General features: G+C 71.6%; 23 protein-coding genes and 1 riboswitch. Of the genes, 8 read left to right on the top strand and 15 right to left on the bottom strand.

Annotation, left to right across the window (positions count from 1 at the left end; genetic code table 11):
• Positions 1 to 136 precede the first annotated feature (136 nt).
• Complete coding sequence (locus tag AC1DZA_RS03890) at positions 137 to 1,222, top strand: ScyD/ScyE family protein (protein ID WP_476771777.1); 1,086 nt, start codon at positions 137 to 139, stop codon at positions 1,220 to 1,222.
• A 45-nt stretch (positions 1,223 to 1,267) separates the two neighbouring features.
• On the opposite strand, the gene AC1DZA_RS03895 is transcribed toward AC1DZA_RS03890, so the two are convergent.
• From AC1DZA_RS03895 to AC1DZA_RS03910, 4 genes are all read right to left on the bottom strand, one after another.
• A complete protein-coding gene (locus AC1DZA_RS03895) occupies positions 1,268 to 3,160 on the bottom strand; it encodes an ABC transporter ATP-binding protein (RefSeq protein ID WP_476771778.1) in 1,893 nt (630 codons plus the stop codon).
• Positions 3,161 to 3,241: 81 nt separating this feature from the next.
• Positions 3,242 to 3,469, bottom strand: a complete 228-nt coding sequence (locus tag AC1DZA_RS03900; protein WP_476771779.1) for a hypothetical protein — start codon at positions 3,467 to 3,469, stop codon at positions 3,242 to 3,244.
• Positions 3,470 to 3,506: 37 nt separating this feature from the next.
• Positions 3,507 to 4,460, bottom strand: coding sequence for a carbohydrate kinase family protein (locus AC1DZA_RS03905; protein WP_476771780.1), 954 nt, complete (start codon positions 4,458 to 4,460; stop codon positions 3,507 to 3,509).
• Positions 4,444 to 5,361, bottom strand: a complete 918-nt coding sequence (locus tag AC1DZA_RS03910) for a pseudouridine-5'-phosphate glycosidase (RefSeq protein WP_476771781.1) — start codon at positions 5,359 to 5,361, stop codon at positions 4,444 to 4,446. Before AC1DZA_RS03910 ends, AC1DZA_RS03905 begins: the two co-directional genes overlap by 17 nt.
• A 91-nt stretch (positions 5,362 to 5,452) precedes the next feature.
• Between AC1DZA_RS03910 and AC1DZA_RS03915 the strand changes: the two genes are divergently transcribed.
• The 4 genes from AC1DZA_RS03915 to AC1DZA_RS03930 all read left to right on the top strand — a co-directional run bounded on the left by AC1DZA_RS03915 (position 5,453) and on the right by AC1DZA_RS03930 (position 8,545).
• Complete coding sequence (locus tag AC1DZA_RS03915; RefSeq protein ID WP_476762047.1) at positions 5,453 to 6,379, top strand: ABC transporter ATP-binding protein; 927 nt, start codon at positions 5,453 to 5,455, stop codon at positions 6,377 to 6,379.
• Positions 6,376 to 7,215 carry an ABC transporter permease gene (locus AC1DZA_RS03920; RefSeq protein ID WP_476762048.1) on the top strand — a complete coding sequence of 280 codons (840 nt, stop codon included), beginning with the start codon at positions 6,376 to 6,378 and terminating at the stop codon, positions 7,213 to 7,215. Before AC1DZA_RS03915 ends, AC1DZA_RS03920 begins: the two co-directional genes overlap by 4 nt.
• Positions 7,212 to 8,045, top strand: coding sequence for an ABC transporter permease (locus tag AC1DZA_RS03925; RefSeq protein WP_476762049.1), 834 nt, complete (start codon positions 7,212 to 7,214; stop codon positions 8,043 to 8,045). The genes AC1DZA_RS03920 and AC1DZA_RS03925 overlap by 4 nt, the downstream gene beginning before the upstream one ends.
• A 146-nt stretch (positions 8,046 to 8,191) precedes the next feature.
• Positions 8,192 to 8,545 carry a hypothetical protein gene (locus tag AC1DZA_RS03930; RefSeq protein ID WP_476762050.1) on the top strand — a complete coding sequence of 118 codons (354 nt, stop codon included), beginning with the start codon at positions 8,192 to 8,194 and terminating at the stop codon, positions 8,543 to 8,545.
• 57 nt (positions 8,546 to 8,602) lie between these two features.
• Here AC1DZA_RS03930 and AC1DZA_RS03935 read toward each other — a convergent pair whose 3' ends face one another.
• From AC1DZA_RS03935 to AC1DZA_RS03975, 9 genes are all read right to left on the bottom strand, one after another.
• The gene (locus AC1DZA_RS03935; RefSeq protein WP_309973363.1) at positions 8,603 to 9,181 is read right to left on the bottom strand and encodes a four-helix bundle copper-binding protein; all 579 of its coding nucleotides are present in this window, start codon (positions 9,179 to 9,181) and stop codon (positions 8,603 to 8,605) included.
• A 51-nt stretch (positions 9,182 to 9,232) separates the two neighbouring features.
• Positions 9,233 to 10,654, bottom strand: a complete 1,422-nt coding sequence (locus tag AC1DZA_RS03940) for an MFS transporter (protein ID WP_309973361.1) — start codon at positions 10,652 to 10,654, stop codon at positions 9,233 to 9,235.
• Between the two features lie 203 nt (positions 10,655 to 10,857).
• Positions 10,858 to 11,214, bottom strand: coding sequence for a hypothetical protein (locus AC1DZA_RS03945; RefSeq protein WP_476771782.1), 357 nt, complete (start codon positions 11,212 to 11,214; stop codon positions 10,858 to 10,860).
• An 87-nt stretch (positions 11,215 to 11,301) separates the two neighbouring features.
• The gene (gene ribH / locus AC1DZA_RS03950; protein ID WP_476762053.1) at positions 11,302 to 11,772 is read right to left on the bottom strand and encodes a 6,7-dimethyl-8-ribityllumazine synthase; all 471 of its coding nucleotides are present in this window, start codon (positions 11,770 to 11,772) and stop codon (positions 11,302 to 11,304) included.
• The gene (gene ribA / locus AC1DZA_RS03955; RefSeq protein WP_476771783.1) at positions 11,769 to 13,073 is read right to left on the bottom strand and encodes a GTP cyclohydrolase II; all 1,305 of its coding nucleotides are present in this window, start codon (positions 13,071 to 13,073) and stop codon (positions 11,769 to 11,771) included. The genes ribH and ribA overlap by 4 nt, the downstream gene beginning before the upstream one ends.
• Positions 13,070 to 13,786, bottom strand: a complete 717-nt coding sequence (locus AC1DZA_RS03960; protein WP_476771784.1) for a riboflavin synthase — start codon at positions 13,784 to 13,786, stop codon at positions 13,070 to 13,072. The genes ribA and AC1DZA_RS03960 overlap by 4 nt, the downstream gene beginning before the upstream one ends.
• 3 nt (positions 13,787 to 13,789) lie before the next feature.
• On the bottom strand, positions 13,790 to 14,830 hold the full coding sequence (ribD, locus tag AC1DZA_RS03965) for a bifunctional diaminohydroxyphosphoribosylaminopyrimidine deaminase/5-amino-6-(5-phosphoribosylamino)uracil reductase RibD (protein WP_476771785.1): 1,041 nt from the start codon (positions 14,828 to 14,830) through the stop codon (positions 13,790 to 13,792).
• Positions 14,831 to 14,919: 89 nt separating this feature from the next.
• Positions 14,920 to 15,065: riboswitch (FMN riboswitch) on the bottom strand.
• Positions 15,066 to 15,139: 74 nt separating this feature from the next.
• Positions 15,140 to 16,306, bottom strand: a complete 1,167-nt coding sequence (locus tag AC1DZA_RS03970; RefSeq protein WP_476771786.1) for a hypothetical protein — start codon at positions 16,304 to 16,306, stop codon at positions 15,140 to 15,142.
• Positions 16,307 to 16,385: 79 nt separating this feature from the next.
• Complete coding sequence (locus tag AC1DZA_RS03975) at positions 16,386 to 17,378, bottom strand: sugar-binding transcriptional regulator (RefSeq protein WP_476771787.1); 993 nt, start codon at positions 17,376 to 17,378, stop codon at positions 16,386 to 16,388.
• A 150-nt stretch (positions 17,379 to 17,528) separates the two neighbouring features.
• On the opposite strand from AC1DZA_RS03975, the gene AC1DZA_RS03980 reads away from it, so the two are divergent.
• From AC1DZA_RS03980 to glpK, 3 genes are all read left to right on the top strand, one after another.
• A complete protein-coding gene (locus AC1DZA_RS03980) occupies positions 17,529 to 19,283 on the top strand; it encodes a glycerol-3-phosphate dehydrogenase/oxidase (protein ID WP_476771788.1) in 1,755 nt (584 codons plus the stop codon).
• A gap of 167 nt (positions 19,284 to 19,450) precedes the next feature.
• Positions 19,451 to 20,212 (top strand): MIP/aquaporin family protein, encoded by a 762-nt coding sequence (locus tag AC1DZA_RS03985; protein WP_476771789.1) that lies wholly within the window; start codon positions 19,451 to 19,453, stop codon positions 20,210 to 20,212.
• Between the two features lie 59 nt (positions 20,213 to 20,271).
• A complete protein-coding gene (gene glpK / locus AC1DZA_RS03990; RefSeq protein WP_476771790.1) occupies positions 20,272 to 21,786 on the top strand; it encodes a glycerol kinase GlpK in 1,515 nt (504 codons plus the stop codon).
• 100 nt (positions 21,787 to 21,886) lie between these two features.
• Here the strand turns inward: glpK and AC1DZA_RS03995 are convergent, their stop codons facing one another.
• Complete coding sequence (locus AC1DZA_RS03995; RefSeq protein WP_476771791.1) at positions 21,887 to 22,660, bottom strand: HAD family hydrolase; 774 nt, start codon at positions 22,658 to 22,660, stop codon at positions 21,887 to 21,889.
• Positions 22,657 to 23,235, bottom strand: a complete 579-nt coding sequence (locus tag AC1DZA_RS04000; protein ID WP_476763183.1) for a GNAT family N-acetyltransferase — start codon at positions 23,233 to 23,235, stop codon at positions 22,657 to 22,659. Before AC1DZA_RS04000 ends, AC1DZA_RS03995 begins: the two co-directional genes overlap by 4 nt.
• Between the last annotated feature and the right edge of the window lies 1 nt (position 23,236).

Below are 23,236 nucleotides of genomic sequence, written 5' to 3' on the forward strand. Positions count from 1 at the left end.
TCGGGGTGTCCCCCGTTCGGGGGTTTTCGCCACCTGCGCGTCGGCGTAGAGTCCGGGCCATCCGCCGCAGCTGTGGCCCGAGACAGCGGCCTCGGCGTGAGCATTCCCGATGCGGCGTTCCTCGAAGGGGAGAACCATGCGACGATCCACTGCGCTCGCCACGACCGCGATACTCATGGGGGTGGCGCTCACGGCGATCGCGTCGCCGGCCGTCGCCGCGCCGAACGGGCCGAAGCCGCCGTCACCCGGCGAGACGGTGATGGAGGCCGAGCACCTCGTCGGGCCGCTCACGTTCGACGTGACGCCGAACGGCATCCTCTACGTCGGCCAGGACTTCGCCGGCCTGCTCACGAAGATCTCCGGCGGCGCCTCAGAGGTCCTCGCGACGGGACCCGGCATCGCCGCCGTGTCGACGCTGGACGGCGTCGTCACGTGGGGCGAGCGCGAGGGCGACATGGAGCAGGTCCTCGCCTCGCGGCTCATGCGGCGCGCCGCAGATGGAACGGTGACCTCGGTGGACGTGCTGGCGTGGGAAGAGGTGAACAATCCCGACGCGGACGCCGAGTACGGGTTCCGCGACCTCCCCGAGGAGTGCCTCGCACAGATCCCGCCGTCCCTGCTGCCGTTCGTCGGGCCGCACGGCGGCGCGATCGACACGCACGTCTACGGGTCGCTCATGCTGAAGGACGTGACGTACGTCGCGGATGCGGGCGCGAATGCCGTGCTGGCGGTCGACTCGGCCGGTGACATCTCGACAGTGGCCGTGCTGCCGCCGTCGAGCTTCGTCGCCACGGAGGCGCTCGCTGCATCATTCGGCCTGCCAGACTGCGTCGTCGGCCAGAAGTTCATCACCGAGCCGGTGCCGACGGACGTCGAGCTGGGCAAGGACGGCTGGCTCTACGTCACCTCGTTGCCCGGCGGCCCCGAGGACGCGAGCCTCGGTGCGAATGGCTCGGTGTACCGGGTGAACCCGGCGACGGGGGAGGTGCAGCTGTACGCCACCGGCTTCGCGGGCGCCAGCGGCCTCGCGGTCGCGCCGAACGGAACGGTCTTCGTCGCCGAGTTGTTCGGCGACCGGGTGTCGGTCATCACGAAGCGCGGCGAGGTCAGCACCTTCGCCGAGGTGACCTCGCCTGCGGGCGTCGAGTGGCAGCGTGGACGGCTCTACGTCTCGACCGACGTGTTCGGCGACGGGAGGGTCGTCTCGATCGGGCTGCGCTAGCGGACGGGCCTGGGGCCGTCGCGGCACGCGACGGCCCGGTCGGCCTCAGACCAGCAGCTGGTGCGCCGCGAGGTCGCGGTAGAGCGGCACGGAGTCGACGAGCTCGGCGTGCGTCCCCTCGCCGATGACGTGCCCGCCATCGAGCACGACGATGCGGTCGGAGTCGATCACCGTCGACAGGCGGTGCGCGATCACGATCAGCGTGCGGCCCGCCGAGACGGCGTCGATCGCCTCGCGCATCATCCGCTCGTTGAGGCCGTCGAGCGACGACGTGGACTCGTCGAGCAGCAGGATCGGCGGCGCAGCGAGCAGGGCGCGGGCGATGGCGAGGCGCTGGCGCTCGCCGCCCGAGAGCATGATGCCGTCCTCGCCGACCGCCGCGTCGAGTCCGGCCGGGTCGCGGTCGAGCACTGAGCCGAGGTTCACGGCGCGCAGCACGTGCTCGCACTCGGCGTCGCTCGCGTCGGGGCTGCCGAGCTTGAGGTTGTCGCGGAGGGATCCGGCCAGCACCGGGGCATCCTGCTCGACGTAGCCGATCTGCGCCCGCAGCTCGTGACGGTCGAGGGTACGCAGGTCGAGCCCGCCCATGCGCACCTCGCCGACGCTGGGGTCGTAGAAGCGCTCGATGAGGGCGAGGATCGTGGACTTGCCGGCGCCCGAAGGGCCGACCAGCGCGACCCGCTGGCCCCGCGGCACCTGGAACGAGACGCCGCGGAGCACGGGCTGGCGGGCGGTGACGTCGGGCTCGGGCAGGTGCTCGTCGGGGGAGTCGTTGCCGGGATCGGCCGGGTCCTGCCGGGTGGCCGCGTACGCGAAGTGCACGTCGTCGAGCTCGATCGCAGGCGCGTCGGGGCGCACGGCGCTGTTCGCGTCGCCGACCATGACGGCGAGCGGGGCGAGGTCGCGGTCGTGCGCGTCCTCATCGGGCAGGTCGAGGATCTCCTGGATGCGTCCGAGCGCGCCGAGCGCCTGGTTCACCGAGGTGACGGCCCCGAACGCCTGGCCGAGCGGCAGGATCATCATGAAGAGGAACAGGATGAACGCGACGAGGTCGGCGACCGTGATGGCGCCCGAGGCGACGCGGAAGCCGCCGACGCCGAGCACGACGAGGAACGACACCTGCATGGCGATGCCCGCGACGGGCACGATGAGGGCCGAGATCTTGGCGACCTTCACGCCCATCTCCCAGGCGCCCTCGGCGGCCGCGTCGACCGAGCGGATCTCGCGCTCGGTGGCGCCCGACGCCCGGATGGTGCGCACGGCGCTGATGGCCCGCTCAACGGAGGCGGCGACGTCGCCGACCTTCTCCTGGGCCTGGTGCGACGCCTCGCGAACCCGCCCCGAGAGCAGGGTGACGGTGGTGATCGCGATGGCGATGACGAGCACGGTGAGGCCGAGCAGCACGGGGTCGATGATGAGCATCGCGATGAGGGCGCCGATGAACGTGACCGTGCCGCCGATGGCCTCGACGAGGCCCTGGGTGAGCGCGGCGCGCAGCATCGTGGTGTCGCTGCCCACGCGCGACACCAGGTCGCCGGTTCGGCGCGTGTCGAACTCGGCGATGGGCAGGCGCAGCAGCTTCGCGACGAGGCGCTTGCGGCTCGAGAGCACGACGCCCTCGCCGGTGCGCTGCAGTAGGTAGTGCTGGTAGCCCGAGATGATGCCGCTGATGATCACGAGGGCGATGAGGCCCCACACGATCCACCCGAGCGGCTGGCCGGCCTCGACGATCGTGATCACCCGGGCGACGAGCAGCGGCTGGGCGAGGCTCGTGATCGCGCCGATGATCGACAGCACGGCGACCCAGATGAGCACGGGGCGGTGCTCGAAGATGAATGGCAGGAGTTGCCGGAACGTGGCGCGGGGGCCGGTCGGCGGGGTTCCGCGCCGGCCGAAGGAACTGCGTCGGGCGGGGGTGGGGGTCTGCGTGGTGCTCATCTGCTCTTCCTGGTGTGCGAGGTGAGCGGATGCCGCATCCGCCCGATGCCTGCGTCGTCGCCGCCTTGCAGCATACGTCGCCTACCTGCGTCCGTACTTCTTGTGCACCGCCTGCTTCGACACCTCGAGCGCGAGGGCGATGAGCTGCCAGCTGGATCCGGCCGCGCGGGCACGGCGCACGGCGACGGCCTCGGCCCGGTCGAGCGCGAGGTTCACCTCGATGCGCGCGCGGTGCAGCTCGCGGAGGGCGCCGTAGGGGTCGTCGCCGTCGGCCGCGGCGATGGCGGTGCGGAGGGTCCGGTCATCCATGTCGTCAACCGTAATTGACGGCGATCGAGAAGTCAATTCAGGTTGACGAATGCCTCGCCGCGACGTCGGCGGGCGGCGGGGTCGCCGCGGTCGCGGCGTGGGCGCCCGGGCTCGTGAGCACGGATGCCGCGGCAGCATGACCCGCGAGGCACGCCGCCGCGGCATCCGCCCCCTGCAGCGTCGCGGCGAGGAAGCCGGCGGCGAACGCGTCGCCGGCGCCCGTCAGGTCGCGGATGCCCGCCACCGGCGCCACGTCGACCCGCTCGGCGAGCTCGCCGGCGACGATCACGTCGGTCGGCAGCGGCCCGTGCTTGACCACGACCACGGGTGCGACGGATGCCGCGACCGCGCCGCCGCCCGCCAGGCCGAGCAGCGCGGCCTCGTCCTCGTTCGCGAAGCACACGTCGGGGCGCATCGCGCGGATCAGGCCGATCGCCGACCCGACGCCGAGCGCCGACAGCAACCCGGTCGACGACGCGTCCACCGAGACCCGGGCTCCCGCCCAGCGGGCGACACCCGCGAGGCGGACGCACTCGCCGCGCATGGGCTCCAGCTCGAGCCCGTAGGCCGGCACGTGCAGCCAGGCCACCCCGTCGAGCCACCGGTCGTCGACGTGCGCCAAGGCGGCAGAGGCGCCGCGGTCGGGGAACATGGAGCGCTCACCGTCGGGGTCGACGAGGAGCACGACCGTGCCCGTGCGCCCCTCCCGTTGCACACGCACGTCGACCCCGGCCGCGGCCAGCTCGGCCACGAGCACTTCGCCCGCGGCATCCGACCCCACCCGGCCGATGAAGCGCGCCGGCACGAGCCGTGCGGCAAGGGCGGCGACGTTCGCGGCGCTCCCGCCCCGGGCGCGGAACACCCGTGCCGCCGTATCGGTCGCGGTGCGCACCGGCTCCGAGGCCCACACGATGACGTCCTCGACGAGGTCGCCGACCACGGCGAGCACGCCGGCCGATGCCGCGGGCTGGCGCTCACCCGGCGACGGCACGCGCGATCTCCGCCCCGAGCGCGACGTTGCCGCGGTACACCTCGAGGTTGACCTCGAGGCTCCGCCCGCCCGTTGCCCGCTGCACGTGGTCGAGCAGGAACGGCGTGGTGTCGTGGCCCGTGATGCCGGCGTCGGATGCCGCGGCCAGCGCCTCGGCGAGCACCTGGTCGTGGAAGGCGGGGTCGAGCTGCAGCTCCTCGTCGACCGGGTTCGCCACCAGCACCGCCGAGGAGAGGCCGAGCTCGTCGCGCGCGTGCGCCAGCGTCGCGGCATCCGCTGCGCTCTCGATGCGGTAGTCGAGTGCGAAGCCCGAATCGGCGACGTAGAAGCCGGGGAACCGATTCGTGCGGTAGCCGACGACCGGCACGTTGAGCGTCTCGAGGCGCTCGAGGGTCGCGCCGATGTCGAGGATCGACTTGACGCCCGCGCTCACGAGCGTGATCGGCGTCGTCGCCAGCGTGCCCAGGTCGGCCGACTCGTCGAAGCTCTCACTCGCCCCGCGATGCACGCCGCCGAGCCCTCCGGTCGACATGATGCGGATGCCGGTGCGGTGCGCGAGCCACGCCGTCGCAGCCACGGTCGTGCCGCCGTCGAGGCCCTTCGCCCGGGCGATGGGCAGGTCGCGCACGCTCACCTTCACCACGTCGCCCGAGGTGCAGAGCCGCTCGATCTCGGCGGGGGAGAGTCCGACGACCGCGATGCCGTCGACCACGCCGACCGTGGCGGGCACCACCCCCGCGTCGCGCACCTGTCGCTCGGCCGCCAGCCCGACCTCGAGGTTGCGCGGGGCGGGGAGGCCGTGGCTCAGGATCGTCGACTCGAGCGCCAGCACGGGAGCACCCGCGGCGATGGCGGCGCCCACCTCATCGGACACGCGGATCGCCGGCGTCAGGGTCTGCATGTCGTCATCGTAGGGGCGCGCTGCGACCGTGCAACAGGCCGCCGCGGCATCCGCTCGCCGATGTCGGCGGCCGCGGCTACGGTGGACTACCGTGCCAGCACCTGTCATCGTCGCCCAGGACCTCGTGAAGCGCTACGGCGAGTTCGCCGCGGTCGACGGCATCTCGTTCGAGGTGGCGCCCGGCGAGTCGTTCGGGCTGCTCGGGCCCAACGGCGCCGGCAAGTCGACCACGATGCGCATGGTCGGCGCGGTCTCCACCCGCACGTCGGGCGGCCTGGCGATCCTCGGTCTCGACCCCGACACGCACGGGCCCGAGATCCGCTCGCAACTGGGCGTCGTGCCGCAGGCCGACAACCTCGACGCCGAGCTGCGCGTGCGCGAGAACCTGCTGGTCTACGGCCGCTACTTCGGCATGCCGGGCCGCCTCGTCGCGAAGCGCGCCGACGAGCTGCTCGCGTTCGCGCAGCTGGAGGACAAGGGCAAGGCCAAGGTCGACTCGCTCTCGGGCGGCATGAAGCGGCGGCTCACCATCGCGCGGGCGCTCATCAACGACCCACGGGTGCTGCTGCTCGACGAACCCACCACCGGTCTCGACCCGCAGGCCAGGCACATCCTCTGGGACCGCCTGTTCCGGCTGAAGGAGCAGGGCACCACGCTCCTCCTCACCACCCATTACATGGACGAGGCCGAGCAGCTCTGCGACCGGCTCGTCGTGGTCGACAAGGGCGCAATCATGGCCGAGGGCACGCCGGCCGACCTCATCCGCCGCTACTCCTCCCGCGAGGTGCTCGAGGTGCGGTTCGGCAGCGACCGCAACAGCGAGGTGGCCGAGCGCCTCGCCGGCATCGGTGACCGCATGGAGGTGCTGCCCGACCGCATCCTCGTCTACAGCGACAACGGCGAGGCCGAGCTGGTGCGCATCACCGACGCCGGCTTCCGCCCCATCACGAGCCTCGTGCGCCGCTCGAGCCTCGAAGACGTCTTCCTCCGCCTGACCGGACGGAGCCTCATCGAATGACCGAACCACTCTCGGCCGTGTCGACCGACCCGGCCACCGCCCGGGCGATCGCCGGCGGGCGCCGGACCCGTCGATGGGGCGCCTGGTACGTGGCGCTGCACCGGTTCCGGGTGATGAAGAGCTACACCGGTACCGTCGTCGTCGCCGGCATCGGCAACCCGCTGGTCTACCTCTATGCGCTCGGCGTCGGCCTCGCGACGATCGTCGACGTCGACCTCGAGGGCGTCAGCTACCTCGTGTTCGTCGCTCCCGCACTGCTCGCGAGCGCCGCCATCACGGTGGCCAGCGAGGAGTTCACCTACCCGATCATGCTCGGGTACAAGTGGAATCCCACCTTCACCGGCATGAGCGCCTCGCCCCTGCGCCCCACCCAGATCGTCGACGGCATCGTCATCTCGGTGGCGGTGCGCATGACCGTGAACCTCGTGCTGTTCCTCCTGCTCATCCTCGTGTTCGGTGCCGCGCCGTCGCCGGTGGCGGTGGGCATGATCGTCGCCGGCCTGCTCGGCGGGCTCGCCTTCGGCACGGTGCTCATGGGCTACACGTCGACCCTCGAGGAGGACACCGGGCAGCTCGCCATGGTGATGCGCTTCGTGGTGCTGCCCATGACGCTCTTCTCGGGCACCTTCTTCCCGCTCGCCACGTTCCCGATCTGGCTGCAGTGGATCGGGTGGATCTCGCCGCTGTGGCACAGCACCGAGCTGGCGCGGGTCTTCTCCTTCGGGTACGCCGAGCCGATCTGGCTCAGCATCGTGCACGTCGTCTACCTGGTCGTGCTCATCGTGGTGGGGTGGGCCTGGGCTCGTCGCATCGCCGTGCGGAGGCTCGGAAAATGACCGACGTCACGCAGCGCCAGCGTGCGCAGTCCGGCGCCCGGCCCCGGCCGGTGCGCTCGCTCTACTCCGGCAACGCCAAGGCGGTCATGCTCCGCGGCTGGCGCGCGACGCGCAGCACGAACTGGCTGGTGGTGGTGAGCGGCTTCTTCGAACCGATCTTCTACCTCCTCGCCATGGGCATCGGGCTCGGCACGCTCGTCGGCGACGTGACGACGGCGAGCGGCCAGGTCGTGCCGTACGCGGCGTTCATCGCCCCCGCCCTGCTGGCGGTGGCCGCGATGAACGGCGCGATCTACGACTCGACGTGGAACGTGTTCTTCAAGATCCGGTTCGCGAAGCTCTACGAGGGCATGCTCTCCACGTCGCTCGGCCCCCTCGACGTGGCCCTCGGCGAGATCCTGCTCGCGCTCCTGCGCGGCGCGCTCTACGCCGTCGGATTCCAGCTCGTCATGCAGGTGCTCGGGCTCAACCTGTCGTGGTGGGCGCTGCTCGCGGTGCCCGCCGTGCTGCTCATCGCCTTCGGGTTCGCGAGCCTCGGCATGGCGATCACGAGCTACATGAAGTCGTTCCAGCAGATGGACTGGATCAACTTCGTGCTGCTGCCGATGTTCCTGTTCTCGGCCACCTTCTATCCGATCACGGTCTACCCCGAGTGGCTGCAACGCGTCATCGAGGCGCTGCCCCTCTGGCACGGCGTCGAGCTCGTGCGAGGCCTCACCACCGGCGACGTCGGGTGGGGGCTGCTGTGGCACGTGCTCTACTACGTCGTCATGATCGCGATCGGCCTGGTCTTCACCACCCGCCGACTCCGCGCCCTCTTCCTCGACTAACGCGCCGAGCCTTCCTCGACTGGCACGCCGAGCGGACTGCGGACGGCCAGTCGCCGTGCTCCTCCGTGTTTCCGCGTGTGACGCCGTCCCGCGACATCCCGGGGACCCGCGCGTATCGTGGCCGCAACGATCACCGAGGAGCCCTCATGTCGCACCACGAGCCGCACGCCACCACCGAGCCCCGCACGGGCGCGGCGATGGGCATGCGCGGCTGCGAGTCGGCATCGGAGTGCCGCAGCGATCGGCCCGGACACGGCCTGCACGCGATGCAGGATCGGCTCGCGGCCACCACCGCGAGCAAGTGGATCGACGCGGTCGTCGCGGGCGTCGACGCGCACGGCTTCGCGACCGTCGTCGGCTTCCACGACGGCGAGGTGCACCGCGTCTGGCACCACGATGCGTTCGGCGACGCACTCCGGGCCGGTGAGCCGGTCGCGCTGCACACGCTCTACGGCGTGCTCGCGCGCGGCCGCGACCGGTTCAGCGTCGCCTACGCCTGAGCTTCCTCGGACCGGATCGCAGCGTCGAGCCGGCCCGCGTCCGCGCGATCTCGGCGATCACGCCACCGGCATCGCCTCGCTCATGGTGCCCATCATCTTCTCCATCGCCATGACCGCCTGATCGCACGCCATCGCGCACATGCGGCAGTGCTCGCTCATCTCGGCGTGCATCGCGCACTCGGCCGAGCAGGCCCGGCACATCATGATCGTCGTCTGCATCATCGACGTCATGACCTGCACGTCCCAGCCGTTCATGCGCAGCATCATCCGCATCATGGTGTCGCAGACGTCGGCGCAGTTCGCGCACATGCCCGCGCAGCGGCCCATGCCCTCGCCCGCGTCGGCATCGGCGCACATGATGCACGCCTGCATGCACGCGGAGAGGGCCTCCAGACACTCCTGCATCATCGCCGGGTCCATGCCCTCCATGGGCTTCCCCGACGACGACATGGCGCCCTTCATCATGTCCATCGTCATGTTCATCTGCGGCTCGCCGTTCCGGGTCCCCGAGCGCCGACGGTGCCGGCGGACGTCTCGACGGCCCTGTTCGCAGCCATGGTACGCCGGGCCGGGAACGGCGAGAAGGGTGCGTGCCGAGCGTTCACGAGCATGAAACAGGGCGGATGCCGCGGGCATGGGCCCGTGGCATCCGCCCGGTCGATCGCGGTGGGCGACGGGGTCGCCGACCTACAGGCTGGCGGCCTCGGCCTGGCCCTCGGCGAGCTCGGTCTCAGCGTCGCCGGCGGCCTCGTAGTCGACGTCCTTCGTCTCCTTGGAGAGCAGCAGTGCGATCAGCGTGAGGACCGCCATGACCGAGAGGTAGACGCCCACCCAGAACGGGCTGCCGCCGCCGGCGGCCCAGAGCGCCGTGCCGATGAACGGCGCCACCGCGGCGCCGAGGATCGACGAGACGTTGTAGGCAATGCCCGAACCCGTGTAGCGCACGTTCGTGGGGAACAGCTCGGGCAACAGCGCGCCCATCGGCCCGAACGTGAGCCCCATGAGCGAGAAGCCGACGATGAGCCAGAGCATGACGCCCCAGAAGCCGGCGCCGAGCAGGGGCACCCAGATGAGGCCGAAGACGATGATGCCGAGCGTGACCCAGATGAGCGTGCGCCGGCGACCCCAGCGGTCGGCCCAGGGGCCGGACACGAGGGTGAAGATGCCGAAGAACACCACGCCGGCGATGAGCATGAGCACGAAGGTGTTGTACGAGTAGCCGAGCCCGGGCTGCGCGCCCTCGGGCGGCTCGACGGGCGAACGCCCGTAGGCCAGCGAGAACGTGGTCATCAGGTAGAAGAGCACGTAGGTCGCCAGCATGAAGAACGTGCCGAGGATGAGCTGCTTCCAGTGGTTGCGGAACACGCTGGCGAGCGGCAGCTTCGCGAGCTTGCCGGCTTTCGACGCCTTGGAGAACGCGGTGGACTCGACGAGCCGCAGCCGCACCCAGAGGCCCACGATCACCATCACGGCCGAGAACAGGAACGGGATGCGCCAGCCCCAGTCGAGGAACGCCTGCGACGGCATCGACGGGTCCTCCGAGGGCAGCACCGCGGCGATCACGAGGAACAGGCCGTTGGCGATGATGAAGCCGATCGGCGCGCCGAGCTGCGGGAAGGTGCCGTACCAGGCGCGCTTGCCCGCCGGCGCGTTCTCGGTAGCGACGAGCGCCGCGCCCGACCACTCGCCGCCCAGCGCGAAGCCCTGCGCGATGCGGAGGATCACGAGGAGGAGTGGCGCGAGCCAGCCGACCATCGCGTAGGTCGGCAGCACGCCGATGAGGAACGTGGCGATGCCCATGGTGAGCAGGGCGCCGACGAGGGTCGCCTTGCGTCCGTGCTTGTCGCCGAGGTGCCCGAAGATGACGGCCCCGAGGGGGCGGGCGACCATGGCCGCGCCGAACACCGCGAACGACGCGAGCAGGGCGGCGGTGGGGTCACCGGGCGGGAAGAAGAGGTAGGGGAAGACCAGCACCGCCGCCGTGGCGTAGACGTAGAAGTCGTAGAACTCGATCGTCGTGCCGATGAGGCTCGCGAGCACGACACGGCTGCGCGGGTTGGCGGGAACTGGGGTGGCGGCCGTCGCGGCCGCTGGGGTGGGTGAGGACATCGCCTGCGTGACTCCGTGGAACGTGTGGAACGTGTGGGACCGCTCCGCGACCGGCACGTCGATCAGGCGTGGGCATGGGCGCGGAGGCCGGGAATCGTCGCTTGTGGCAACCGCAACACCCTACGCCCGCGGCATCCGCCGATCGAACCGGGTGCGACGAGCGGCCGTGATCGTGCGATGAGCGGCGGGCACGCGCCGACGGGTCAGTGCCAGGCGACCGCGATGACGATGTTGGCGAAGGTCAGCGCGCCGACCGTCCAGAGCGCCCAGCTCGGAGCCGGCTTCTTCGTGCGGTAGACGAAGACGAGCACCGTGATCACGATCGCGATGAGGAGCTTCACCGCGAGCTTCACGTTGTTCAGCTCGAACAGGTCGCCCATCTGGATGGTCGCCACGAGGAGGACACCCGTGACGATCTGCGTCAGTGCGCCCCGCCACATGACGGGCAGCACGGTGCCCTCACCCTGTGCGATCGCCTTCTGCTGCACCAGGAATCCGCCGAAGAGCATCGCGAGACCGACGAAGTGGAGGATGAGGAGGATGATGCGCAAGACGTCCATGCCCTGAGCCTAGGGCGCCGGCGAACGCCGCCACGACGGAATCGGCGTCAGCGGGCCGAGATCATCCGAAGGTCGGAGGCTCGCAGGTCACCGCCAGACGGCGCGGATCGCCCGCGCCGTCGCGATGGCGGCCTCGGCCGCCTCGCGACCCTTGTCCTCCTTGGAACCCGGCAGGCCCGCCCGATCGAGGCCCTGCTGCTCGTCGTCGAGCGTGAGCACGCCGAACCCGACGGGCTTGCCGGTGTCGAGGGCGACGCGGGTGAGGCCGTCGGTCGCGGCTGCGGAGACGTACTCGAAGTGCGGCGTGCCGCCGCGGATGATGACGCCGAGCGCCACGACCGCGTCGGCGCCCGCCTCGAGCGCCGCCTTCGACACGACGGGCAGCTCGAAGCTGCCGGGCACTCGCACGAGCTCGAACGAGGCGCCGGATGCCTCGAGGGTGCGGGTGGCGCCGTCGATGAGCCCGTTCGTGATCTCGTCGTGCCAGCTGCCGGCGACGATCACCACCCGGAGGCCGGTGCCGTCGACGTCGAGCTCGGGGGAGCCTGATCCACTCATGATGCGTGTCCTTCCAGGAGGGTCTCAGCCGCGGCATCCGTCAGCTGCTGATCGTCGATGGCGTGGCCCATGCGGCGACGCTTGGTGTCGAGGTAGCCCTCGTTGACGGCGCCCACGCCGACGACGAGCGGGAGCCGCTCGGCGACGCGGATGCCGTGGGACTCGAGCTGGCGCACCTTGTCGGGGTTGTTCGTGAGCAGGCGCACCGTGTCGATGCCGAGGTCGGTGAGGATCGCCGTGGCGGCCCCGTAGTCGCGGGCATCGACCGGGAGGCCCAGCGCCAGGTTGGCGTCGAGCGTGTCGAGGCCGTCCTCCTGCAGGCGGTACGCGCGCAGCTTGTTGATGAGCCCGATGCCGCGGCCCTCGTGCCCGCGCAGGTAGACCACGACGCCGTCGCGGGCCTGGATCTCGTCGAGCGCGGCGTCGAGCTGCGGGCCGCACTCGCACTTCAGCGACCCGAACGCCTCACCGGTCAGGCATTCCGAGTGCACGCGCACGACCGCGCCGGCCGCGTCGTTCGCCGGGTCGCCGTGGATGATGGCCACGTGGTCGGCGCCCGTGCTGCGGTCGCGGTAGGCGCGAACGGTGAACACGCCGTGGTCGGTCGGCAGCGAGGTCTCGACCTCGAAGGCGACGCGCGACGACTCGGGCACGGCGACCGGGCCCGCCCCGTCGGCATCGTCGACGTCGGCGTGCCACTCGTTCAGCCAGGCGACGAGGGCCGCGACCGTGGTCACGGGCAGTCCGTCGCGGGCGCCCAGCTCGATCAGCCCGGGGAGCCGCATCATCTCGCCGTCGTCGGCCACGATCTCGCCGATCACGCCGACGGGCGAGAGCCCGGCCAGGCGCATCAGGTCGACCGCCGCCTCGGTGTGGCCGGCGCGCTCCCGCACGCCGCCGTCGACCGCCCGCAGGGGGATGACGTGACCCGGGCGGATCAGCCGATCGGGCGTCGACGCGGGGTCGGCGAGCACGCGCAGGGTGTGCGCGCGGTCGGCGGCGCTGATGCCCGTGGAGGTGCGGTCGGCCGCGTCCACCGAGATCGTGTACGCCGTGCCGCGCAGGTCCTCGTTCCGCTCGGTCATGAGCGGCAGCTCGAGCCGGTCGGCGAGGGCATTCGGCATGGGCGCGCAGAGGAACCCGCTCGTGTGCCGCACCATCCACGCGATCCACTCCTGCGTGGCGAACTCGGCGGCCATGATGGCGTCGCCCTCGTTCTCGCGCGCCTCGTCGTCGGCCACGAGCACGGGCTTGCCCGCACGCAGCGCCTCGAGCACCTCGGGGATCGTGGCCAGGCTCATGCGAGGCTCCCCACGCTCGTGGTGTGCGCCGGCGGCTCGGCGGTCGGCGGCTCGGCGAGCGATGGCTCGGCGAGCGACGACTCGGCGAGCGACGACGGCAGGGCGCGATGCGTGTCGAGTCGCAGCATCCGCTCGACGTGCCGGGCCAGGATGTCGGTCTCGACGTTCACGCGATCGCCGACCTCGCGACGGCCGAGGGTGGTGGCGGCGAGGGTCTCGGGGATGAGCGACACCTCGAACCACGACCCGTCGGGCTCGTCGCCGAGCGCGCTCACCGTGAGCGAGACGCCGTCGACGGCGATCGAGCCCTTGTCGACGACGAGCGGGGCGTGGGTGTCGTCGAGCGAGAAGCGGATGACGCGCCACGCGTCGCCCGGACGGATCTCGAGCACGCGGGCGGTGCCGTCGATGTGGCCCTGCACGATGTGGCCGCCGAGGCGGTCGCCGACGAGGGCGGCGCGCTCGAGGTTGACCGGGAGGCCCTCGGCCGCGGCATCGAGGGTGGACATCGCGAGCGTCTGCGCCATGACGTCGGCCGTGAACGACTCGCCGTCGAAGTCGACGACGGTGAGGCACACGCCCGAGACGGCGATCGAGTCGCCGTGCTTCACGCCCTGCACGGCGAGCGGTCCGCGCACGGTGAGCCGCGCGGCATCCGCGCTGCGCTCGACGCGCGTGACGGTGCCGAGCTCCTCGATGATTCCGGTGAACATGCGTCAGTTCCCTTCGGTCGGTCTGGGGTGGGCGACGACGAGGAGGTCGTCGCCGAGCCGCTCGACGGCGGCGAAGTCGAGGCGCCGGGCGCCGGTGATGGTGGAGATGCCGAGGTCGCCGACCGCGAGGCGGGGTCCGCCGAGCAGCGCGGGCGCGAGGTAGACGAGCACCTCGTCGGCGAGGCCGGCGGCGAGGAACGCGCTCGCGAGCGTGGGCCCGCCCTCGACGAAGAGCGAGCGGATGCCGCGGCGCTGCAGCTCGTGCAGGTCGGCGGCCAGATCGGCGCCCTCGAGGAGCACTGGGGCGTGCGGATGCCGCGTGAGGGCCGCGCCCGCGGGCACCGGGCGTCGCCCGAAGACCACGGGAACGGGCTGCTCGTCGACGAGCCCGCCGCCGGCGTCGCGTGCGGTGAGCGCCGGATCGTCGGCGAGCACGGTGCCGGTGCCCACGGCGATCGCGTCGGCGGCGGCGCGGCGACGGTGCACGTCGGCGCGGGCGGCCGGGCCGGTGATCCACTGGCTGGAGCCGTCGGATGCCGCGGCGCGGCCGTCGAGGCTCGACGCCCACTTCACCGTCACCCTGGGGCGCCGGTGCCGCGCGGCGAAGAGCCAGTCGTCGAGCATCGCCTCGACCTCGGCGCCGAGCACGCCGCCCTCGACCGCCACGCCCGCCTCGCGGAGGCGCTCGGCGCCGCCGGCGGAATGCTCGCCCGGATCGGCGACCGCGTAGACGACGCGGCCGATGCCGGCGTCGATGAGGGCGACCGCGCAGGGGCCGGTGCGACCCGTGTGGTTGCACGGCTCGAGCGTCACGACGGCGGTCGCGCCCTCGGCCGCGCCGGGGGCCAGCTTTCCGAGCGCGTCGACCTCGGCGTGCGCGGTGCCCGCGCCCCGATGCCAGCCCTCGGCGAGCACGTCGCCGTGCGGCGAGAGGATGACGCAGCCGACGCGCGGGTTGACGCCGCGGGCGGGGCCGCGAACGGCGAGCTCGAGGGCGCGGCGCATCGCTGCGGCATCCGCCATCGTGTGCTCACCCGTCGTCATCCCGTGTCCTGTCCTGAGGGCTCCGGGGGATGCATCGGCGATGCCGCGGTGTCGACCACCGCCTCCATCGGCTGCGCACAGCGCAGCCGACACGTGCCGCCTCCCATCCGGACTTTCACCGTCGGTACCGGAATTCCACCGGTTCAACCGCTCGTGCGGGGCCTCTCGGCCTCACGCTCGCAGCTCGCGGACTGTCACCGCCGGCTCGGATTTCCACCGACCCCGGAGCACGTTTGTCGTGTCGATTCTAGGTCAACGCGTGCGCGGCCCGGCTATTCCCGTCATCCGGCGCCGCACGGCGCACCTCGCTCAGCGGCACTGCGCGGCGGCGGCGATCTGTGCGTCGGTGGGTCGCCCGTAGGCCTCGATGCCGGCCCCGGGGAGGTCGTAGCCCATGCCGATCGCCCACGCGGTCGCCCACATCTCGTGGTCGCGCCGGAACTCGGCGCCCTCGAAGATGGGGGCGCACGTCGGGCGGATCGCCTGCGTGTGGCCGACCTCGTGCACGACCACCGCCTCGGCGTTCCGGTCGTCCCAGCTGTCGTCGATGCTGTACGTCAGGGTGATGTGACCCCAACCGCCGTCCTCGGGCCAGAACTCCGCCGTGCCGGCGTACCAGCCGTCGCTCGGCACGCCCGCCACCTCGTACGCCCACTCGAAGTCGAGCGTGACGCCCTGCGAGATGGATCGGGCGAAGTCCTCGATCTCGGCTCGGCGCGGATACTCGGCTCGCGCCGCCTCGACGGCGGCCTGCGATGCGCGCAGCGCGGTGACCGCGTCGACCAGTTGCGTGAACCCGGTCGCGCTGTTCGACTGGCCGTCGACGCCGCTGCCGTCGATGAGGTGCCGCACGTCGAGCACCGTGCGGTACGTCGCGAGGGGGTGCGATGCGATCTCCGCGTCCGCTCGTTCCCTGGCATCCGCGAACACCGCGTCGACGCGCTCGGCGACCGTCTCGCGAGCCCGTCGCACGTCGGCTTCCGCCTGCCGGAAGGTCTCGAGCGCTTCGGCGCGCTCGGGAAGCGCCTCGGCCATCGCGACGAGATCGGCGTAGCGCTCCCAGGCCGGTGAGAACTCCGTGGGTTCGTCGAAGAGGCCGGTGAGGGGGCCGCTCGCGGCGGGCGCCGTGTCGAGGGATGCGGTCAGCTCATCGGTCTCGGCGCCCAGGGCCTCGACGAGGTCGGGGGAGACGAGGTCGCCGCCGACGACCGTGCGGAGCGCCTCGGCCCGGGCGGCGACGGCGTCGGAGCGATCCAGCCCGGCCTCGTAGTCGTCGATCGTCTCGGTCAGCTCGGCCTCGGTCGAGGCGAGGGCGCTCCAGACCTCCTCGTAGGCGGTGGTCGAGATCCACTGATGTCCGAGGACGCCGAGCGCGAGTGCGACGGCCGTGCCGGCCACGATGGCGGCCACGGGCGGTCGGGACCGGCGCGGCGTGGGGTCGGGCCGGTGCGGCGTCGGGTCGTCGCCTGCCTCCACGCCGCTCCTTCCGCCATGCCGCTCGGGTGCGGCATCCATACGCTAACCCGGCGGCCGTGGCCTGGTGGTCACGATCTCGTCACGCCTCGACGAGCGCCCGGGCGGTGCCCTCGTCGACGATGAGGTCGGTGATGAGACCGGCCGCGAGCGCACCGCGCAGGCTCGGGAGCTTGGCCCGCCCCGAGACGACGCAGATCCGCCGGGGCGCACGCCGGAGCACGGCGAAGTCGGGTCCGGTCGCACGTTCGTTCAGGGCGATGCCCTCACTCGTGCCGTCGGCGCGGTAGAAGACGGTGGCCACGTCGCCCACGGCGCCCTCGCGACTGAGCCCCTCGTAGTCGGCCCGCTCGAGGTAGCCGCCCTGGTAGACATGGCTCGGCACCTCGGCGAACGGCGACCCCACGCCGAAGATCGCGACGTCGAGGCGCCCCTGGAGGTCGAGGAGCCGCCGCGTGCTGCGCTCCTTCCAGAACGCCCGCTTCGTGGCCGGGTCGTCGAAGAACGCGGGAACCGGGAACTGCTGCACCCGCGCGCCGAACGCGTCGCCGAAGCGGCGCAGGAGCTCGCTCGCATAGAGGATGCCCGTCGTGCGCACGTTGCCGGCGCCGTTCAGCTGCACGATCTCGGTGTTGTGGGTGGCCTTCGGCACGAGGTGCCGGCTCATCGCGGTCATCGTCGACCCCCAGGCCACGCCGATGGCCTGGTTCGAGTCGACGTACTGGCCGAGAATCCGTGCAGCCGAGAGCGCGACGCGATCGAGCCGGTCCACGTCGCTGGCGTGGTCGGGCACCGGGATGACGTGCGCCCGCACCTCGTGCCGCGCGAGGATCTCCTGCTCGATGCGGCTCGGGAGGTCGAGCGGCGAATGGATCGAGATCTCGACCAGTCCGCTGGCCCGCGCGTGGCTCAGCAGGCGCGAGACGGAGGAACGCGAGGTGTGCAGCTCGTGCGCGATCGCGTCCATCGTGAGGTCCTGCATGTAGTAGAGGTGCGCGGCGCGCAGTGCGTCCCTGGTCTTGCCGTTCACGGAGTCGCCGCCCTCGACGGTCGCTCGCGGCTCGTTCTCACTCATCCGGTCCCCTTGCACATATGTTCACACGGCTTGCAACAGCGTGCGCTCGTGCTCACGATGTATTCATCCACACCCGGCCGATCGACGCAAGCCGACGCGGTCGAGCACCACTCGCACCACTGCACCCGCACCCGCATCGAGAGGACAGCGATGTCTCCGCATCCCACGACCCCGCAGCCGCACGAGCACGGCCGAATCGACGGCACGCGCACGGATGTCGCGGCGCTCCGCGCCCGCCCGTCCGCCGACGTGCTCATCATCGGCGGCGGCATCAACGGCATCGCCACGTTCCGCGACCTGGCCCTCCAGGGCGTCGACGTCGTGCTCGTCGAGCGCGACGATTTCGTCTCGGGCGCGTCGTCGGCGTCGTCGCACATGATCCACGGTGGCATCCGGTACCTCGAGAACGGCGAGTTCCGGCTCGTGCAGGAGTCGGTCGAGGAGCGCAACGGGCTCATCCGCATCGCGCCGCATTACGTGAAGCCCCTCGAGACGACCGTGCCGATCTTCTCCACCTTCTCGGGCATCCTCTCGGCGCCGCTGCGATTCCTCACGCATCGCCAGGGCAAGCCCACCGAGCGTGGGGCCGCCCTCATCAAGACGGGCCTCACCATCTACGACGCCTTCTCCCGCGACGGCGGCGCCGTGCCCAGGCACCGCTTCCACGGACGTCGGCGGTCGCTCGCCGAGCTGCCCGCGCTGAACCCCGGCGTGAAGTACACGGCCACGTACTACGACGCGAGCATGCACGACCCCGAGCGCCTCGCGCTCGACGTGCTCTTCGACGGGCTCGCTGCCGGCCCGCACGCCCGAGCCGCGAACCACCTCGCCGCGGTCGGGCTCGACGCCGAGGGCGTGCGCGTGCGCGACGGCCTCACGGGCGAGGAGTTCGCGATCGCCGCCGACGTGGTGGTCAACACCTCAGGGCCCTGGACCGACCTGACGAACGGCGACCTCGGCCGCCGGACGGCGTTCATGGGCGGCACCAAGGGCTCGCACATCGTGCTCGACAACGACGAGCTGCTCGCCGCGACGGGCGGACGCGAGATCTTCTTCGAGCACGAGGACGGTCGCATCGTGCTGATCTACCCGCTGAAGGGGCGCGTCATGGTCGGCACCACCGACCTCGAGCACGACATGCGCGAGCCCGCCGTGTGCACCGAGGAGGAGGTCGACTACTTCTTCGAGCTCGTCGCGCACGTTTTCCCAGACGTCCACGTCGACCGTTCGCAGATCGTCTACCGCTTCTCGGGGGTGCGTCCGCTGCCCCGCCACGACGAGACGCAGCCCGGCTTCGTCAGCCGGGACTACCGCATCGAGCGCTCGGATGCCGCAGCGCGGCCGGACACGACCGTGCTGTCGCTCGTCGGGGGCAAGTGGACCACCTTCCGGGCGCTGGCCGAGCACCTCTCGAACGAGGTCCTGGACCTCCTCGGGCGTGAGCGGACGCGTTCGACGCGCGGTCTGGCCATCGGCGGGGGAGCGGGCTACCCGGCCACCGACGATGCCCGACAGGTCTGGCTCGCCTCGCACGGCGACGAGGTGGGCCGTGTCCGCGCGGATGAGCTGCTCGAGCGCTACGGCACCCGTGCCGAGGTGCTCCTCGCGGAGACCGCCGGCCAGGGCGACCGCCCGCTCGCGCACCACGCGTCGTACACCCGCGGGGAGATCGCGTGGCTGCTGCGCAACGAGCGCGTCGTGCACTTGCCCGACCTGGTGCTCCGCCGCACGAGCATCGCCTTCACCGGAGCTCTCTCGACGCCGCTCCTCGAGGAACTGGCCGACCTCGCCGCGGACGTCCTCGGCTGGGATCCGGCGCGCCGCACGGAGGAGGTCGAGTCGACCCGCCGGCTGCTCTCCGAGCGCCACGGCGTGCGCCTCGACGAGGTCGTCTCCGCCGCCTGACCCGGCCCGGCCACCCGCCGCCGGGGCGGTGAGATCTGCACGCATGTGCAGGCGAAACCGCCCCGCGGCGCCCCGGCCGATCGGTACGTTACGTCGGGGCCGATCGCCCCGGACACCACACGAGGCCGCCGAGCGGCGCCCTCGTCACGCAGAGAAGAAAGGTCAACGTGGACAATCTCGGAATCGTGTTCCTGTCGGAACTCGTCGGAACCGCACTGCTCGTGCTGCTGGGCTGCGGCGTCGTCGCCAACGTCGCACTCGTGCGCACCAAGGGCAACAACGGCGGGTTCCTCATGGTGAACTTCGGCTGGGGCCTGGCGGTCTTCGCCGGCGTCACGGTCTCGTACGCGTCGGGAGCGCAGCTGAACCCCGCCGTGACCCTGGGCCTCGTCGCCAACGGCGCCACCGAGTTCGGCATGGGGGTGCCGGTGAACGTCCTGTCGGTGCTCACCTACATCTCGGCGCAGATGATCGGCGCCATGATCGGGGCCGTGCTCTGCTGGCTCGCCTACAAGCAGCACTTCGACGCCGAACCGGATGCCGCGAACACCCTCGGGGTCTTCTCGACCGGTCCCGCCATCCGCTCCTACGGCTGGAACCTCGTCACCGAGATCATCGGCACGTTCGTGCTCGTCTTCGTCGTCATCGGCTTCGGCGGCGGACGCCAGGGCGACGGCGGCCTCGCCGCGCTCGGCGCCCTGCCCGTGGCGCTCCTCGTGATCGGCATCGGCGCCTCGCTCGGCGGTCCCACCGGGTACGCGATCAACCCCGCCCGCGACCTCGGCCCCCGCATCGTGCACGCCATCCTGCCCATCCCGGGCAAGGGCGGCAGCGACTGGTCGTACTCGTGGGTCCCGGTCGTCGGACCGATCATCGGCGGCGTGCTCGCTGGTCTCGCCGCGATCCCGCTCCTGCCGATCCTCGGCTGAGCCGCGGCATCCGCTCACCCCTCATCCCACCCATTCACTGAAGCAACGGAGTTTCTCAGATGGCCGACTACATCCTCGCGATCGACCAGGGCACCACCTCGTCGCGCGCGATCATCTTCGACAAGGCCGGGTCGATCATCTCGACCGGGCAGCTCGAGCACGAGCAGATCTTCCCCAGGGCAGGGTGGGTCGAGCACGACCCCGCCGAGATCTGGCGCAACACCGGCGAGGTCATCGGACAGGCGCTCGGCAAGGCGAACCTGACCCGCCACGACATCGCCGCCGTGGGCATCACCAACCAGCGCGAGACCGCGGTGGTCTGGGACCGCACCACCGGCGAGCCGGTGTACAACGCCATCGTCTGGCAGGACACCCGGACCCAGTCGATCGTCGACCGCCTCGCCGCGGACGGCGGAGTCGAGCGGTTCAAGGCCAGGGTCGGCCTGCCGCTCGCCACGTACTTCTCGGGCACGAAGATCGTGTGGATCCTCGAGAACGTGCCCGGCGCACGCGAGAAGGCCGACGCGGGCGACCTGCTCTTCGGCACCACCGACACCTGGGTGCTGTGGAACCTCACGGGCGGCGTCGACGGGGGCGTGCACGCGACGGATGTCACGAACGCGAGCCGCACGATGTTCATGGACCTCGAGACGCTCCAGTGGGACGACGAGATCCTCGCCGCGTTCGGCGTGCCGCGCTCGATGCTGCCCGAGATCAAGTCGTCGTCGGAGGTCTACGGCGTCGCGAACGAGCACTCCCTCCTGCGCGAGACCCCGATCGCCGGCATCCTCGGCGACCAGCAGGCAGCCACCTTCGGCCAGGCGGCCTTCGACGCCGGCGAGGCGAAGAACACCTACGGCACCGGCAACTTCCTCATCTTCAACACGGGCGAGGAGATCGTCCACTCGAAGAACGGCCTGCTGACCACCGTCGGCTACAAGCTCGGCGACGCACCCGTGCACTACGCGCTCGAGGGTTCGATCGCCGTGACCGGCTCGCTGATCCAGTGGCTGCGCGACAACCTCGGACTCATCTCGTCGGCGTCGGAGGTCGAGGCGCTGGCTGCGACCGTGGAGGACAACGGCGGCGCGTACTTCGTGCCCGCGTTCTCCGGGCTGTTCGCGCCGTACTGGCGACCGGATGCGCGCGGCGCGCTCGTCGGACTCACCCGGTACGTGAACAAGGGCCACATCGCTCGCGCCGCCCTCGAGGCGATCGCGTTCCAGACCCGCGACGTCGTGGAGGCCGTCAACGCCGACGCGGGCATCGACCTCAGCGAGCTGCGGGTCGACGGCGGCGCGACCGCCAACGACACGCTGCTCCAGTTCCAGGCGGACATCCTCGGGGTTCCCGTGGTGCGACCCGTCGTCGCCGAGACGACCGCCCTCGGCGCCGCGTACGCGGCCGGCCTCGCGGTGGGGTTCTGGTCGGGCCTCGACGAGCTGCGTGCGAACTGGCAGGAGGACCGCCGCTGGACGCCCGGGATGGACGAGGCGGAGCGGCAGCGGCTCGATCGCAACTGGAAGAAGGCCGTCACGAAGACCCTCGACTGGGTCGACGAGGACGTCGCGTAGCCCCCACCGCAGGTACGGTGGGACGACGGGTCGGACGCATGGGGGTGCGTCCGGCCCGTTCCTCGTTCTCGGGTCGTGCTCTCGCGCGAGTTGCTGCGCCCTATGCGTTCGGTCGGCCGAGGCGCTGCGCGAGCAGGGCCGGGAGCTCGTCGAGTCCTCGGATGCGCACCACGCCCACCTCGTCGGCCTCGGCAGCGTCGGCGGCGACCGGTTCGACGCCGTGGCGATCGAGCCAGACGCCGAGGAGCCCGGCACGGGCGGCGCCGATGGCGTCGGTGCGCAGGCGGTCGCCGACGTATGCGCCGGCCGAGACCGCCGCGGTGCCGCTGAAGCGCCGGAGCGCCTCGTGGAAGATGCGCACGTCGGGCTTCGCGATGCCCACGTCGCCCGAGGCGACGACGTGCTCCATGCGCGCCTGCAGCGCCAGCCGCTCGACCTTCGAGGTCTGGAACGCGAGCTCGCCGTTCGTGATGATGCCGTAGCGCACGCTCGGCAGCGCGGCGGCGATCGCGTCGAGCGCGGGCAGCGCGTCGTCGTGCAGGGTCCATGCGTCGCGGTAGTGCCGGACGTACTCCCCGAACCAGGCGGTCGCCGCGGCCTCGTCGAGGTCTTCGCCGAATGCCTCGGCGAAGGCGGCGGCTCGGGCGCGGCGCTGGCCCTCGTACGTCAGGGAGCCCTCGAGATAGGAGGTGTAGTGCTGCTCCTCCAGCTGGTGCCAGCGCTGCGCGGCTGCTCGCTCGTCGCCCTGATATGCACGTGCGCGCATGTGACGGGCGATGCCGGTCGCGACCGCCTCGCGATGTGCCATGAGCGTGTCGTCGAGGTCGAAGAGCACGACCGGGGTCGCCGTCGGGGCGGCTGCCGGGGAGGTCATCGATCGCCGCCGAGGATCGGGCGCCAGCTCTCGTGGACGCGCGGATCGACGGGCTCCGTGCGCACCGCGTGCCACGCGGGCAACGTGCCGCCGTCGCGTGTCGGCACGGTCGGCGCGACGGGCTCGATGCGGCGGAATCCCGCGGCACGCGCCACCCTTGCCGAGGCGGTGTTGCCCTCGACGGCGCGCCACATCAACGAGGTGGCGCCGCGGATGCCGCCGGCCAGCACCCACTCCGTGACGGCCGTGGCGGCCTCGCTCATGAGGCCGCTGCCCCGGTGTGCGGCACCCAGCCAGAAGCCTAGCTCGTGCTGCGCCTCGCGCACGCTGATCATGCCCATCACCGGCCCGCCGTCGACGTCTCGGATCGCCCAGGTCAGCTCCCGGCCGCTCGCCCACGACTCGGGCACATACGATCCGAGGAATGCGTCGGCGTCAGCCCTCGTGTAGGGCCACGGCGTCGTGAGGTACCGCTCGAACAACGGATCCTGGCAGTACTCGGTCACGAGCTCGGCATCGGCGAGGCGGGGCTCGTCGAGGGTGAGCCGCGCCGTGCGCAGGGTGACCGGTCGCACG

The organism is Agromyces sp. P2_B3, assembly GCF_056404815.1.

Coding starts and splice junctions, on each gene's coding strand:
- AC1DZA_RS03960 (WP_476771784.1), bottom strand. CDS start 13,786: ATGTTCACCGGAATCATCGAGGAGCTCGGCACCGTCACGCGCGTCGAG.
- AC1DZA_RS03940 (WP_309973361.1), bottom strand. CDS start 10,654: ATGTCCTCACCCACCCCAGCGGCCGCGACGGCCGCCACCCCAGTTCCC.
- AC1DZA_RS03995 (WP_476771791.1), bottom strand. CDS start 22,660: ATGACCTCCCCGGCAGCCGCCCCGACGGCGACCCCGGTCGTGCTCTTC.
- AC1DZA_RS03925 (WP_476762049.1), top strand. CDS start 7,212: ATGACCGACGTCACGCAGCGCCAGCGTGCGCAGTCCGGCGCCCGGCCC.
- AC1DZA_RS03910 (WP_476771781.1), bottom strand. CDS start 5,361: ATGCAGACCCTGACGCCGGCGATCCGCGTGTCCGATGAGGTGGGCGCC.
- AC1DZA_RS03945 (WP_476771782.1), bottom strand. CDS start 11,214: ATGGACGTCTTGCGCATCATCCTCCTCATCCTCCACTTCGTCGGTCTC.
- AC1DZA_RS03930 (WP_476762050.1), top strand. CDS start 8,192: ATGTCGCACCACGAGCCGCACGCCACCACCGAGCCCCGCACGGGCGCG.
- AC1DZA_RS03895 (WP_476771778.1), bottom strand. CDS start 3,160: ATGAGCACCACGCAGACCCCCACCCCCGCCCGACGCAGTTCCTTCGGC.
- AC1DZA_RS03920 (WP_476762048.1), top strand. CDS start 6,376: ATGACCGAACCACTCTCGGCCGTGTCGACCGACCCGGCCACCGCCCGG.
- AC1DZA_RS03890 (WP_476771777.1), top strand. CDS start 137: ATGCGACGATCCACTGCGCTCGCCACGACCGCGATACTCATGGGGGTG.
- AC1DZA_RS03900 (WP_476771779.1), bottom strand. CDS start 3,469: ATGGATGACCGGACCCTCCGCACCGCCATCGCCGCGGCCGACGGCGAC.
- ribH (WP_476762053.1), bottom strand. CDS start 11,772: ATGAGTGGATCAGGCTCCCCCGAGCTCGACGTCGACGGCACCGGCCTC.
- AC1DZA_RS03935 (WP_309973363.1), bottom strand. CDS start 9,181: ATGCCCGCGGCATCCGCCCTGTTTCATGCTCGTGAACGCTCGGCACGC.
- ribA (WP_476771783.1), bottom strand. CDS start 13,073: ATGAGCCTGGCCACGATCCCCGAGGTGCTCGAGGCGCTGCGTGCGGGC.
- glpK (WP_476771790.1), top strand. CDS start 20,272: ATGGCCGACTACATCCTCGCGATCGACCAGGGCACCACCTCGTCGCGC.
- ribD (WP_476771785.1), bottom strand. CDS start 14,830: ATGACGACGGGTGAGCACACGATGGCGGATGCCGCAGCGATGCGCCGC.
- AC1DZA_RS03975 (WP_476771787.1), bottom strand. CDS start 17,378: ATGAGTGAGAACGAGCCGCGAGCGACCGTCGAGGGCGGCGACTCCGTG.
- AC1DZA_RS03980 (WP_476771788.1), top strand. CDS start 17,529: ATGTCTCCGCATCCCACGACCCCGCAGCCGCACGAGCACGGCCGAATC.